Origin of the sequence: Granulicella sp. L56, from assembly GCF_009765835.1 — a bacterium.
Classification (GTDB): Bacteria; Acidobacteriota; Terriglobia; order Terriglobales; family Acidobacteriaceae; genus Edaphobacter.
On sequence record NZ_LMUS01000004.1, the window covers coordinates 169,301 to 182,210 of the forward strand.

Here is a 12,910-nt window from a genome sequence, read left to right on the forward strand (position 1 = left end):
AACCCCGAATTCCATGGAGGGTCTTTGCCTGCGATGCCCGCACTCGTTCTTTCCAGAGTGCATAAACAGAATACCACAGATTGCCCTCTACGAAGGACTCTGCTGTCCATGCATCTTCGCAACGTATCTGCCAAGGCCTCGGGAGCAGGTGAAGCAGATTGGATTCGAAGCCTTTCAATCCCTATTTCTATCGAATTTGCCCATGTGCCCGCGCAGACCGTCCAATATTCCCAGACCGGCACAGTAGCACTTGTTCCATTTCTGGTCTTCTCCGAGAATGGTTTTGGCATGTTCCTTGAAGCTGTCCCGATAAAGTCTGAGACAGAACTTTGGGAAAATTTTCCAGTATTTCCGCGTCAGCCAGATTCGATTCCGATCCTGGTAGTAACGCCGAACTGCGCTGTAGTTGGCCGTTTGAAAGAGCCGGACGCCCCAAAGTCGAAGGACCGTCGGATGGCCGGGAGAATGTAAAAGGACCGCATCTCTGCACTCTTCAATCAGGTGTCCGCTGCTGCGCAGACGAAGACTATATTCACTGTCGACACTGTCGATAAAGAGTTCCTCTTCAAACAAACCATGCTCACGAAACGAGGAGACGCGCATCAAGCTGCCTGACGTCATCGCAGTCTCAAGGCCACCGCTCTTTGCTGCATCCTGCGGGAGAGGGATTCCAGAACGTTTATCAACATAGCGGGGAACAAGAATCCCAAGCCGGTCTCTCTTTGAGATGTTTTCGAAAGCATGGAGCATGGCATCCATGAATCCTTCCGTGACGGCGCTGTCCTGATCGAAGAGGATGACCCATTCGAATGCATTGGCTTCAGCCCAACGGATACCAGTGTTCAAAGCAGCGCCAATCCCAAGATTTTCGCCGTTCTCAATCAGTTCAAACCCTACCTGGTGGCTCGCAGATCGCAGCCGATGGATTGCACCCTGTGGAGAACCGTTGTCGACCACGACCAAACCCTGCACCTGCTGTCGCACCTTCGATAGATTTTCCAATACATCCGGATCTGGATGAAAGGTGACAATCACCGCGCATACGCCGTTGCTTACCATATCTGCAATCTCAACTATCTCCTGCCGATCTGTGCCGGACTCATCCGCTTTCTGCATCAAGTCTATTCCACGGCACCATGCACGCCGAAGCCTTTTCGTGCTGCAAGATGTTCTCTTGTTCAACGCTGGAAAGAAAAATATCGTATCCGGGCTTTTCGAAACTTTGCTCAATGTTTTGAGCGTTTCGCTTGCGAACATGATTCACTCCCACCCTCTCCCTAGTCACACAGTTAGAATGGCAGAGGAATCTGGAGTTTTATGTATTCTTCAATGCAGCGCATTCGTCGTCGCATCAGCGAAGACCCGCGATTGGGCCGCATTCTCCACGGAGGCGCTTCCGCTTTGGTAAGCCGAGGGGTCGCACTGCTGGTGAGCGCTATAACCCTGCCGCTCACAATCCGATATCTTGGCCCACTGCAATATGGCATTTGGATTACGATCAGCACGACAGTGGTGATGCTGGCGGTAATGGATTTGGGCATAGCAAATACGCTTACCAATATGATCTCCCAAGCGTATGCCCACGATGATCGGGGAGCTGCCCAGCGTTATTATGCGACAGCTTTCTGGAGTAGCGTCAGCATTAGTACCGTTCTTGGCCTCATCGCCTTGATGCTATGGCCACACATGAATTGGGGAGATCTTTTTCATCTTCAAAACCCAGCCTTGATTCACGAGGTCTCCCTATGTGTTGCGATTGCGCTGGGATTCTTCCTCTTGAGTCTGCCGCTCAATCTAGTGCACAGAATCCTGAGCGGATATCAGCAGACACAAATCACAAACTATTTCACCTTGATGAGCAACATACTATCGCTAATAGTTATTGTGACCGTAATTAAGCTGCGTGGTTCATTGGTCACACTAATGCTGATGTACTCCTGTGCCCTGCTGTTCGGCAATGTCTTGCTTAACATCTGGGTAAACCTGTGGGACAGGCCTTGGCTCATGCCGTCGCCACGCTTTATACGGCGAGCGGTCGTCAGCGACTTGATGAGCACAGGAATGGGATTTTTTGTCCTGCAACTGGCCGGCATCGTGGTCTTCAATTCAGATAACCTGATCATTACGCATTATCTGGGTGCAGCCGACGTAACTCCGTACAGCGTGACCTGGAGACTTGCGGGATATGCCGCGGTATTACAGACCGCCGTGCTGCCTTCGCTATGGCCGGCATATGCAGAGGCGTACGCGCGCGGCGAGTATGGCTGGGTGCGCCGGATGTTCTGGAACACTGTCAAGGTAGCCATGGGAGCAGTTGCGATAGCGGTTCTGATCCTGAGCTTTTTTGGACAATGGCTGATCCGATGGTATGCAGGACCGGCGGCTGTGCCAACTGCGTTGCTCCTCTTCGCCATTTGCGCCTGGACATTGCTTTGTGCAGGAATGGAGCTACAGGCATGCTTGCTGGCGGCAATCAATCGGATCAAAGTTCAGGGCATACTTTCTGTATTTGCGGCAGCATTGAATATTGTCCTGTCGATCTATCTGGTAAAGAGATTGGGAAGCCTTGGGGTGATCCTCGGAACAATTCTGTCCTATCTGCTGATTCTGGTAGTACCGCAAACAGTGATTGTATGGCGGGCTCTTTATCGGCCTCCTCAGAAGGCAGCGATTTTAGATATACGAGATAAGCAACATGCTTAAGCGCGTATTGAAACCAGTGCTGGGCCCTCTCTACCACCAGATTTATCTACCACTGTTGGACCGATCAGCAATATTTGCCTTTCGATGGAGCGTAAATCTGGCACGGATGCTGCGTATCCTGCCGCAATCCGGTTCAAAGCCGCCGGGGGGGCAGGAGAGGTTTTTGATTGTGAGTCTGACATCGCATCTGGGTGACACCATCCTAAAGATGCCGATGATCGAAGCTCTGCGCAAAGAGCATCCACACGCCAGGATTGAGTGCGCCGTGGAAGCCGGAGCTGCCCCTCTTCTGCAAAGAATGTCAGCCATCGACCATGTCTACGCTCTGAAGTTAGGCAGCGCTCCTCCTATAACCCGGTCACTCTCAGTGCAGCGCACATTGCGCGTGGTGGGTTGCTACTGGCAGCAGATGCGCCAGAGTGCCCCAACGATATGCGTGATGCCACGATGGGGTGATGATCTCTTCCGATCAAATATGCTCGGCTATTTGACAGGAGCGTCGCGCCGAATAGGTTTCGCCTCCGATGTAAGCGCTGCTCAACAGAAGCAACTTCCGCATCGTGATGCCCTGCTAACCGAACGAATTCAAGGTGGCCGTGGCATGCACGAGGCGGCGAAGTTCTGTCTGCTCTTGCGTAACGCAGGATTAATTCCGAAAGTTGACACTCGGGAAATCTGCGCCAGCGTCATCGTCTCACTAAAACAGATCGCCGCAGCGATCGACTGGCCCAGTTTGGCAGACCGGATCGGAGTGGACGCAACCTCGCCCTTTGCAGTGATTGCACCTGGCGCAAGTATGCCAAAGAAGGTATGGCCGATTGAGTTATGGGCGCAGGTGATGCAAGATCTTCGCGCCAAAGGGCTTCAGGTGGTGGTGCTATCTGGCGCTCATGATGCAGCAATTGCACGACAGTTACACGAGCACAACGGTGGCTGGGCTACGCTGGTCGCAGGCGGGACAAGCCTGTCGGAATCGGCGACGCTGATCTCTCATGCGAAGCTGTTCCTCGGTAATGACTCCGGCCCCGGACATGTTGCTGGAGCATTGGGTGTACCGACCGTCATTCTCTTTATCTCTGAAGAAGGATACGATCCCGATGGACCGTGGAACCCGCGACGCATCCATCCGATTGGTCCACATGTGGCGTTCTGCCGCCCTTCTAAATGCGTCCCTCCTTGTCTTCTATGCTGCGAAGCGGCGGAAGCCCACTGCATCAAAACAATCCAGCCCTTCGAAGTGCTCCAAGCCGCCACGCTTCAGATGGAGCGGGCCGAAGCTATCCACGCGACGCCAACTGGAGTACAAAGTTGAACAACACGCCTGAGATTGAAATTCTGCTGGCTACTTATAACGGCGAGCGCTTTCTGCGCGAACAGATCGACTCAATCCTGGCGCAGGATTATGGAAATTGGCGAGTGCTGGCCCGAGACGATGGATCGACCGACGGCACGGTATCGATTCTCAAGGAATATGCGGGGCGTCTTCCAAGCCATTTCCGGGTGCTGCCTGCAAGCGCTGGAACCGGTCATCCCAAATGGAATTTTCTGCGGCTGATGGAAGCTTCAACCAGCGAATATATCTGTTTCGCCGACCAGGACGACGTCTGGTTGCCGCAAAAGCTGACGTTGACGATGCAGGCGATGGGGCGGCTCGAAGCGAGGCATGGCACAACGGTCCCCCTGCTGGCGTTTACCGATCTACGTGTAGTTGATGAGAACCTGGCGACGATAGCCGAATCGCTCTGGAAACTTCATTGCCTCAATCCCCGGCAGGTCAATCACTTCGCTCGACTGATTGGGCAAAATGTCGTCACCGGATCCACCGCGATGGCAAATCGTAGTCTGGTAGAACTCGCATTGCGTATGCCGGAGGCGGCGGACATGCACGACAGTTGGGTCGCCCTCGTGGCGTCGGCATTTGGAGCAGGCGAAGCCGTGCCCGTGCAGACAGTACTCTATCGACAACACGGCGGAAATATACTTGGAGCAATAGAAATGCAAGACCGGTCGGCGGCAGCTCAGCCACACGACAACAAAGAAGAACAGCGACGATTGGATCTAATGGAGCGCCAGGCAAAAGCCATGTTGCGCGCATATGGCAGCGAGTTACCACCGAACAAACTTCACCTGTTACAGAACCTCTTACGATGCCCGCAAAGTAATCAGAGGTTTGTGCGTGTCTGGATAGCGCTGCGATATGGCTTGTACGTGCCTTGGGCGCCGAACAATTTGTCCATGCTGCGCTACCTGTGGGACATGAACGCGACAAGCAATCAAACTCGATAATTCGTATATCCCATGCGGCTCAGTTGTCGCGCACTGTTGCCACGATGCAGATGTGGCAAGGAAGACCGAAATAGACGCACCGCACCTCAAATCCGGTGCGCTGTAATAACTCCCGACTATTCTTTTCATCGAAGACATGGTGATGCAGGCACCGATGGGAAAAGTTATTCAGGGACCGCTCCCGGAATTGCTCTGCGGACCCTGCACCGGGATCCATGCTGAGATCGTGCTTCTCCAGAATCTCCGGAACATGGGTGAGATCGTCTTCTCCCGTATTCCGCTTGAAATCTTCGAGCATATGGTCCACACTCGTCGGTTCGCGACGATGGTCGAAGGTCTTTCGGTGGTCCGGCAGCGCAAGGATCAGCGCGCCAGATGGACGGATAACCCTCTTCCATTCTTTCAACGCCTTCACGGGATTGGCGAAGTGTTCCAGATTGTGAGAAGACAATACAAAATCGTACGTGTTGTCCTCGACAGAGACCAAGTCCGAGCCATCGCAGAAGATGCTCTTGCCGGAATCCCTTTCAGCATCGAATTTGTAGTTATCCTGCTGTTCCGCCCAGACAGTAGACCGCGAAAAATCGCAATTATCCAAACTACCTACGTTTGGATAAAGTTCAAGTGGTTGGCGACGCCGAAAGACCTCGCTCGGGCCGCCAATCTCCAGTCCAATTTTGTCGACGACATAGGGCAGATAGACATGTCGGTGGATACGACTCTGAGCGATGCATCTGAGACGTGTGGTTGCACGCTGAACTAACTGTGGCATACCCCCACATCTTATCGTGTTATCGCAAATGCTGATTCAGCTAGATATGACAGCTCACCATGCCGCGCTTCTCCAGATAACGCTGGTGGTACTCCTCAGCCTTCCAGAATGTCTTCGAAGGCTCTACCCTGGTGGCAATCGGTTGGCGGTAGGTGCCAGAGGCGTTCAGTTCGGCGATCTTCGCTCGTGCCTCGGCGAACTGCTGCTCGTTGTGGGTGAAGATGACGCTGCGATACTGCGTTCCCCAGTCCGGCCCCTGGCGATTTACCTGGGTAGGATCGTGAAGCGCGAAGAATGCGTCAAGGAGTGCCTCGTAGGAGAGACGGGACGGGTCAAACTTAACTTGTACGACTTCCGCGTGGCCGGTGCGGTCGCTACAAACTTCTTGATAGGTCGGGTGTTCGAGGTCTCCGCCTTCGTATCCTACTGCTGTGTCAATAACGCCTGTGAGTTCACTAAAACGGGTCTCTACACCCCAAAAACATCCTGCTCCAAATGTTGCCTTTTCAATTGCCACGAAATACTCCTTTGCTGATTCATTGGATGCGCTGGGTTCAAGTTTGTCATCGCCACCTCCTGTGAATAGCTCGAGTATTTTGTGCCTTAGGCGATACCTGCGTCAAGTGCGCCAAATAGCACTCAAGGGGAAGGAGCGCAACCAAGGGATAAGGCAATCTTGACCAATGTTTACTTCAACTTAGACGAATCCGTTTTCGCACGCGGCAAAGCCGCCGTAAAGCCAGCTACAAGCTGACTTACCTAAAAAACAAAGAATGAAAAAAGAAGTTAAACCGGTCTTCGTCGAGGTGCTGTGGATTTCCCTGTAAACGTGCGGCGCGGCTTGCTCGACTTCGGTTTCGCAGGAGTTTTGAGCTGCGCAAATTCCGGCGTCTTCCTCTTCGGAACGACCTTCTGGCCCTTGGCAGCACGTCCTAGTGCGGTCACTTCACCCGGAGTCAGTTCCCGGAACTCACCCGGCGGCACATCGAGTCGAAGGGCCCCATAGCCGATACGGCGAATCTTTTCGACATGGTTTCCGATCTCTTCGAACATCTTGCGAAGTTGCCGATTGCGTCCCTCGGTCAGCGTCAGCTCGTACCAGGGATTATCTCCTCCGCGCACCAGCTCAATCCTGGCCGGGGCCGTAATGACACGGTCGCGGCGTCCACTACGAACTTCATTCAGGCGTCCACGATCGATCATGATGCCGCGGCGAATCTGATCGAGCCCGCTGGCCGCCGGCTGCCCGCTCACCTTCACCAGATAAGTCTTCTCCACCCCTGCGGCTGCCTTCGAGAGCGAGTTCGCCAACTCCCCGTCATTGGTCATCAGCAACAGTCCTTCGGAGAGGTAGTCGAGACGGCCCACAGGGTAAAGCCGCACATGGTCGCCATGCGGTCCCTTCTGCTTCGTCATCAGCTCCATGACAGTGGGGCGCTTCTCTGGATCGTCCAGCGTTGTGACATAGCCACGCGGCTTGTTGAGCATGTAGTAGCGCTGCTGCTCCCGACCATGGAGAAGTTTCCCATCGACGCGGATATGGTCTTTTGAAATGTCGTGGCGGGTGCCGAGTTCCTTGATGACAGTGCCGTTAACCTGCACGCGTCCATCGAGGATGATCTGTTCGGCCTTGCGGCGGCTGGCGATACCGGCCTGCGCAAGAATCTTCTGGAGGCGGTCGCCCTGAGGAGCGTCCTGAGGCTTATTAATGGATTTCGTTGTCATCTTCCTGTCTTTCTGACTGCGGGGCTGCTCATCGCGGTCGTGAGTGCTGCTCTTTGGATTGTACCTCGCCGCTAATTTTCGCCTTGCTGTGCGGGATCTTCGGACGCTTCAACAGGGGCTTCCTCTTCGTTCGCAGAGGCGCCCTTAACCTCTGATTGGGCATCATCGGCATCGTCTTCCAGCTCCACATCGAGAGGATCGTCCTCGGCGTCGGGGCTGCCATCGGCCTGGGCAATATGGGTATGCTTCTCAGACTCAAGCTCTTCGGCGGTCTCCGGAGCGTGGTGCTCCATCGGGATCTCTTCCTGCTCGGCCAGTTCGCCCGCCATCTTCTCGAACTCCTCGATGCTGGGCAGCTCGTTGATGTCCTTGAGACCGAAGCGCAGCAGAAAGTCGCGCGTCGTCTTGTAGAGGATCGGCCGGCCGATGACCTGCTTGCGCCCGGCCGTGGTAACCAGCTTGCGCGCCATCAGACTGCCCAGTACGCCACCAGAATCCACACCGCGAATCTCCGAGATTTCGGGCGCCGTCACCGGCTGCTTGTACGCAACCACGGCCAGCGTCTCCAGTGCCTGCAACGACAGTTTCAGGGGTGGCTTCAGCGATTTGACGAAGCCGCGGACGGCATCGTGGTACTCCGGCTTGGTGGCCAGCCGATAACCGCTGGCAACCTCGCGAATCTCCAGACCGCGATCTCCATTGGCGTAATCGTTGATGAGCTGGTCGAGCATAGCGCGGAAGTACTCCCGCAGGCGGCGCTCTTTCTCCTTTGTCTCACGCACGGCCTTCTTGTCGTCCGACGCGGCATCAGCCGGAGCTTCGCTTCCCTGCTCAGCCGCCTCGACCGAAGCCTGTTCGCTAGCTGGCGGCTCGGGGGTCTCTCCTTCACTCGCCGACGTCGCTTGTTCCGGCTCGTCAAGCACCTCGCTGTTGAGGGCCTCCTCATCAGACGGAGCCAGTTCTAAATCAAGCGATTGCTGGGCCGCTTCAATCTGGTCGAGTTCGGCCTGGGCTTCCTGCCCAAGCAGCCCAACAAGTTGGGCCAGCGTGACTGGCTCTTCCGAGGCATAGATGACGGCTTCGATCTTGGCTTTAAGACTCATAATTTATCCACTAAGCATACCAACGCCGCACTCGCTTGCCGGTATCTCAATATTATGTTTTAGTTCCGGAGGCCAAATGGCTCGGTTCGAAGTCTTTCGCGGCGACATTACGAAGCTCCAGGTCGATGCCATCGTCAACGCGGCCAACTCCTCTCTGCCGGGCGGAGGAGGCGTCGATGGTGCCATTCACCGCGCAGCAGGTAAAGAGCTGCTTTGCGCCTGTGAGAAGCTGGGTGGCTGTCCCACTGGCTCGGCCAAGGCCACACCCGGCTTCAATCTTCCGGCAAAGTGGGTCTTCCACGCCGTTGGGCCGGTCTGGAGCGGGGGCACTCATAACGAACCCGAATTGCTGGCTGGCTGCTACCGCCGCTGCATGGAGCTTGCCCGCGAGCACGAGGCAAAGTCCATCGCCTTCCCGGCAATTTCGACTGGAATCTATCACTTTCCTCGGCAGCAGGCTGCAGAGATCGCCGTCCGGGCAGTCCGGGAGCATATACAGGCAAGCGGTTTAGACCAGGTCATCTTCTGCTGCTTTGACGAGCCCACAGCGCAGATCTACGAGAAGGTCCTCGCCATGGGCAACTGAAGTGGCATAATTTTGCATTTTAGGGAAAACTCTTGCCTATATTTCAGCCAAAGTTCGCTTGTAACCCCGAAAAATCTACCTTCTATTGGGTATTTTCGTTTGGCATGCAAACTGCTTATTAGCTCGGCATGTTCCTCAAAAAGTTTCTTCTCCTCTCTGCTAGCTTGTCTCTCTTCGCAGGTGTGTGCCATGCCGAATCGATGCCATTCGGGATCGCCAGTGCATATAACCTGGTCGCCTTGGGTACCGTAGATGCGAACGGCAACACGTTGATCGCAGGAAATATCAGCACCAACGCCGACATTACCGGTCGCGTCGCCGCCGCCAACCAGATCACCGTCGGCACCACCATCGGCAGCAGCCTCAACGCCGACCCCTATGGCTCGGCAGCGACCTACGACTTCGTCTCCGCCAACGGCCTCAACTCGGGCGAGCAGTTCAACCTGAATAGCCACGGCAACGCCTACGCTCCAGGCAGCAATGGCAACTTCAACTTCAACGGCGGCGGCCATCGCGTCACCACCGGTTCGTCGGGCATTGACTTCAACTCCCTGCGCACCTCGCTCGACGCCGAAACGCTCACTCTCGCCGCGCTCACCTCTACTGGCAGCGTGCTCGGCACCAACCAGCCCGGCGTCAACCCTTCCTTCTTTGTCCTGAAGGGTACTGACCCCAGCTTGAACATCTTCAACATCACCGCAGCGGAGTTTGCCGACACCAACCACCCCATCGACATCCAGGCACCCGCGGGTTCCACCATCATCATCAACGTCGCCGGAACCAACGTCACACTGGGCACCGGACTCTACTACAACCAGAACCAGACCTCCGGCGACAGTGCAGCCGACGCCGATATCCTCTTCAACTTCGCCACCGCGCAGACAGTCACGATCGATGGCCAGTTCAGCGCCTCTATCCTTGCTCCCTTTGCAGTTCTCAGTGGAAACAGCCAGATGGCCGGCAACTTTATCGCTGCCCAGATCGGCCAGACCGGAGAAGTACACAATGTAGAGTTCACGGGCACGCTTCCCGATGGACCAAGTGCAGTCACACCAGAACCCGCTTCGCTGATGCTGATGGGTACGGGGATGCTCGGCTTAGCCGCCGCGCTTCGCCGCAGACTAAGCTAGTAAAAAGCAAAAGCATAAAAGCCCCGGCCAACCAGCCGGGGCTCTTTGTTTGGTATCTACTTCGTGAAGCTGCTGAACAACCAGTAGAGCGCTCCCGATAGAACCGCCGCTGCCGGCAGCGTGAAGACCCACGCCAGCGCAATATCCCGAATCGTGGACATCTGCAGCCCGCTCCTGTTCGCCGCCATGGTTCCGGCCACGCCTGAAGACAGCACATGCGTTGTACTGACTGGCAGCCCATACCCATCGGCAGCCAGAATCGTGACCATGGCAACCAGTTCGGCACTCGCTCCCTGTGCATAGGTCAGGTGGGTCTTGCCGATCTTCTCGCCAACGGTAACGACGATGCGCTTCCACCCCACCATGGTTCCCAGTCCAAGAGCCAGCGCTACGGCTACCTTGACCCAGGTAGGAATGAACTTGGTCGAGATATCGAGAAAGCCCTTGTAGTTATCGAGCACCTTCTGGTCGTTGCCGCTGACCTTGGGTCCGTACTTCGGCAGCAGGCGTAATGTCTCGCTGGTCAGATACATCTGGTTGCGCACGTTGGCCTGCATCGCTGCTGGAACCTTGCCCAGCGATCCATACCCAACCGCCTCGTTGCGAATGTCGCCTACCATCTGCTGCAGCGCGAGCATCGTAGACGGCTGAAACTGGTGCGAGCTGACAAAACGCTCCAGTTCTGCCCCGCTATCGGCGATCACGGTTCCCGGAGTGACATAGTTTTCTACGGTACTGACCACCTGCTGCGAGACCGCCGCAAACGTCTGGGTCTGCCGCGCCCCTACAGCGTGGTTCAGTGCATAAGCCGTCGGCACTGTACCCACCAGAATCAGCATGATCAGCCCCATACCCTTCTGACCATCGTTGGAGCCGTGTGCGAAGCTGACGCCCGTACAGGTAAGGATCAGCAGCGCGCGAATGTAGAGCGGCGGCGGCTCCGTGCCTTTCGGAGCCTCATACAGCCGCGGATCGCGCATCACAAACTTGAAGAGCAGAAACACCAGCGCGGCCATTACAAACCCCACCAGCGGAGAGAACAGCAGCGCTTTGAACACCTTCGTCGCCTGTCCCCAGTCAACGCCGCTGGTTCCATTGACGCCGTTCATCAACTGGTTGGCAAAGCCCACTCCTAGAATTGAGCCGATCATGGTGTGCGAGCTCGAAGCAGGCAGGCCGCGATACCACGTAGCCAGGTTCCAGATGATCGCCGCTACCAGAAGGGCGAAGACCATGGCGAAGCCCGACCCCTTGCTCACCTTCAGGATCAGCTCCACCGGCAGCAATGAGATCACGGCAAAGGCAACCGCGCCCGAGCTGGTCAGCACGCCCACAAAGTTCCACAGTCCAGACCACGCCACCGCGAAGTGCGGCTCCAGCGAGTGCGTATAGATCACCGTCGCGACTGCATTCGCCGTGTCGTGAAAACCATTGACGAACTCGAAGCCAAGGGCAATCAACAGAGCCAATCCGAGCAGAAAATAGGGAAAGACGCTCGCAGTGTGGACCACCGAAAGATCGCTGGCCAGCTTACTGATGATGTAGCCAAGCCCCCCAACCAGCATCAGCGAAAAGATGATGATGCCGATTTTTCCAGGGGAAGATTTCTTCAGCTTTTCGTCAAGTACGGAACTCGGGGGCAGTACAGCGGGTGTAGCCATAAGCAAGTCACCTTAGCGCGCGAAATGGGGGAGGTAATGTGAACGATAGGGAAGAAATGCGAACCCTGCGTTACAACCGCGTTAAAGATGAGCGATTATCAGTCCGTTCTATCGGAAGGCGCAGGCTATGATGGACGCGCACAAAAAAGACGATACCGATCGGAGTAAGCAGCAAAATGTCAGTCGCCCCAAGCCTTGGCAAAGCAGCCATTCTGAAGCATCTCGCCATCTGCCTCGCATTCACCACAATGGCTGCGGCCCAGGCGGCCCCCAGCACAGCTGCTCCCATCCGTCTGGTTGGAATCCGCGCCACACTGAACAAAACTCTCGATACCCAAAGAGTAAAAGAAGGTGACCCGGTCTCTGCCAGACCAGAGGCGAAGCTCCACCTCGCCGACGGCGTCGACCTCGAGACCAGCAGCAAACTGCTGGGCCACGTCGATACGGTTCAACCGTCAACCGACAAGAGCGACTCCGCCATCACCGTCACCTTCGATAAGGTGCTCTTCAAAGATGGCCGTCAAATCTCCGTCAAGGCGACGATTCTCTGGATAGGCCAGCCCCCTAGCCTCCTCAATCCGACCGAAGTCTCCGCGCCCGCCGATAGAACCACGCCCGGCGTAGGGGTAGGCGCCGGAATGAGTGGCACACCGCCCTCTCAGGGCTATCAGGGCTCAGAGATAGCCGGGTTGCCAAAACACCACCGCGACACACCTGCCGCCGTGCCACCGCCAACCGGAGTCTTCTCGCAGCCGAACGCCATCCCCGGCGTCAGCTTCGCCAGCGATATTCGGAAGCCCGAATCTGGTTCCTTCACCGCCGCTGGCCATAACGTGCACATCCCCGGCGGAACCGTCTTCGCCTTCGCCCTTGCTCCATCCCCATAGCCCACACCCAGCCATCCCACTGCCATGCCATTACCGTAGACCTCTTCAATGGATGCA

General features: G+C 55.9%; 12 protein-coding genes. 6 read left to right on the forward strand and 6 right to left on the reverse strand.

What is annotated here, in order from left to right; genetic code table 11:
- Positions 1-174: 174 nt before the first annotated feature.
- On the reverse strand, positions 175-1,257 hold the full coding sequence (locus GSQ81_RS07625) for a glycosyltransferase family 2 protein (RefSeq protein WP_158910179.1): 1,083 nt from the start codon (positions 1,255-1,257) through the stop codon (positions 175-177).
- Positions 1,258-1,317: 60 nt separating this feature from the next.
- Between GSQ81_RS07625 and GSQ81_RS07630 the strand changes: the two genes are divergently transcribed.
- From GSQ81_RS07630 to GSQ81_RS07640, 3 genes are all read left to right on the forward strand, one after another.
- Positions 1,318-2,703: a lipopolysaccharide biosynthesis protein gene (locus GSQ81_RS07630; protein WP_158910180.1), complete on the forward strand. Its 1,386-nt coding sequence runs from the start codon at positions 1,318-1,320 to the stop codon at positions 2,701-2,703.
- Positions 2,704-2,872: 169 nt separating this feature from the next.
- Entirely contained in the window at positions 2,873-4,015 is a 1,143-nt protein-coding gene (locus GSQ81_RS07635; RefSeq protein WP_158910181.1) for a glycosyltransferase family 9 protein, read from the forward strand.
- The gene (locus tag GSQ81_RS07640; protein ID WP_158910182.1) at positions 4,012-4,989 is read left to right on the forward strand and encodes a glycosyltransferase family 2 protein; all 978 of its coding nucleotides are present in this window, start codon (positions 4,012-4,014) and stop codon (positions 4,987-4,989) included. The genes GSQ81_RS07635 and GSQ81_RS07640 overlap by 4 nt, the downstream gene beginning before the upstream one ends.
- 19 nt (positions 4,990-5,008) lie before the next feature.
- Here the strand turns inward: GSQ81_RS07640 and GSQ81_RS07645 are convergent, their stop codons facing one another.
- From GSQ81_RS07645 to scpB, 4 genes are all read right to left on the reverse strand, one after another.
- Positions 5,009-5,761, reverse strand: coding sequence for a class I SAM-dependent methyltransferase (locus GSQ81_RS07645; protein ID WP_158910183.1), 753 nt, complete (start codon positions 5,759-5,761; stop codon positions 5,009-5,011).
- A 40-nt stretch (positions 5,762-5,801) separates the two neighbouring features.
- Positions 5,802-6,278 carry a peptide-methionine (S)-S-oxide reductase MsrA gene (msrA, locus tag GSQ81_RS07650; RefSeq protein WP_174237950.1) on the reverse strand — a complete coding sequence of 159 codons (477 nt, stop codon included), beginning with the start codon at positions 6,276-6,278 and terminating at the stop codon, positions 5,802-5,804.
- A 269-nt stretch (positions 6,279-6,547) separates the two neighbouring features.
- Positions 6,548-7,486, reverse strand: coding sequence for a pseudouridine synthase (locus tag GSQ81_RS07655; RefSeq protein ID WP_158910184.1), 939 nt, complete (start codon positions 7,484-7,486; stop codon positions 6,548-6,550).
- Between the two features lie 71 nt (positions 7,487-7,557).
- On the reverse strand, positions 7,558-8,589 hold the full coding sequence (gene scpB, locus GSQ81_RS07660) for an SMC-Scp complex subunit ScpB (RefSeq protein ID WP_158910185.1): 1,032 nt from the start codon (positions 8,587-8,589) through the stop codon (positions 7,558-7,560).
- A gap of 76 nt (positions 8,590-8,665) precedes the next feature.
- Between scpB and GSQ81_RS07665 the strand changes: the two genes are divergently transcribed.
- Together GSQ81_RS07665 and GSQ81_RS07670 are read left to right on the forward strand one after the other, a co-directional pair.
- Positions 8,666-9,175 (forward strand): O-acetyl-ADP-ribose deacetylase, encoded by a 510-nt coding sequence (locus GSQ81_RS07665; RefSeq protein ID WP_158910186.1) that lies wholly within the window; start codon positions 8,666-8,668, stop codon positions 9,173-9,175.
- Positions 9,176-9,375: 200 nt separating this feature from the next.
- Positions 9,376-10,305 (forward strand): choice-of-anchor A family protein, encoded by a 930-nt coding sequence (locus GSQ81_RS07670; protein ID WP_158910187.1) that lies wholly within the window; start codon positions 9,376-9,378, stop codon positions 10,303-10,305.
- A 56-nt stretch (positions 10,306-10,361) separates the two neighbouring features.
- Here the strand turns inward: GSQ81_RS07670 and GSQ81_RS07675 are convergent, their stop codons facing one another.
- Positions 10,362-11,966 carry an inorganic phosphate transporter gene (locus GSQ81_RS07675; RefSeq protein WP_158910188.1) on the reverse strand — a complete coding sequence of 535 codons (1,605 nt, stop codon included), beginning with the start codon at positions 11,964-11,966 and terminating at the stop codon, positions 10,362-10,364.
- A gap of 176 nt (positions 11,967-12,142) precedes the next feature.
- Here GSQ81_RS07675 and GSQ81_RS07680 point away from each other — a divergent pair, with 176 nt between their 5' ends.
- Complete coding sequence (locus tag GSQ81_RS07680) at positions 12,143-12,853, forward strand: hypothetical protein (RefSeq protein ID WP_158910189.1); 711 nt, start codon at positions 12,143-12,145, stop codon at positions 12,851-12,853.
- Positions 12,854-12,910: the final 57 nt, after the last annotated feature.

Bases quoted from the DNA above. Each gene is read 5' to 3' on its own strand.
- GSQ81_RS07625 (WP_158910179.1), bottom strand. From the start codon at position 1,257: ATGTTCGCAAGCGAAACGCTCAAAACATTGAGCAAAGTTTCGAAAAGC.
- GSQ81_RS07630 (WP_158910180.1), top strand. From the start codon at position 1,318: ATGTATTCTTCAATGCAGCGCATTCGTCGTCGCATCAGCGAAGACCCG.
- GSQ81_RS07645 (WP_158910183.1), bottom strand. From the start codon at position 5,761: ATGCCACAGTTAGTTCAGCGTGCAACCACACGTCTCAGATGCATCGCT.
- GSQ81_RS07655 (WP_158910184.1), bottom strand. From the start codon at position 7,486: ATGACAACGAAATCCATTAATAAGCCTCAGGACGCTCCTCAGGGCGAC.
- scpB (WP_158910185.1), bottom strand. From the start codon at position 8,589: ATGAGTCTTAAAGCCAAGATCGAAGCCGTCATCTATGCCTCGGAAGAG.
- GSQ81_RS07665 (WP_158910186.1), top strand. From the start codon at position 8,666: ATGGCTCGGTTCGAAGTCTTTCGCGGCGACATTACGAAGCTCCAGGTC.
- GSQ81_RS07670 (WP_158910187.1), top strand. From the start codon at position 9,376: ATGCCATTCGGGATCGCCAGTGCATATAACCTGGTCGCCTTGGGTACC.
- GSQ81_RS07675 (WP_158910188.1), bottom strand. From the start codon at position 11,966: ATGGCTACACCCGCTGTACTGCCCCCGAGTTCCGTACTTGACGAAAAG.
- GSQ81_RS07680 (WP_158910189.1), top strand. From the start codon at position 12,143: ATGTCAGTCGCCCCAAGCCTTGGCAAAGCAGCCATTCTGAAGCATCTC.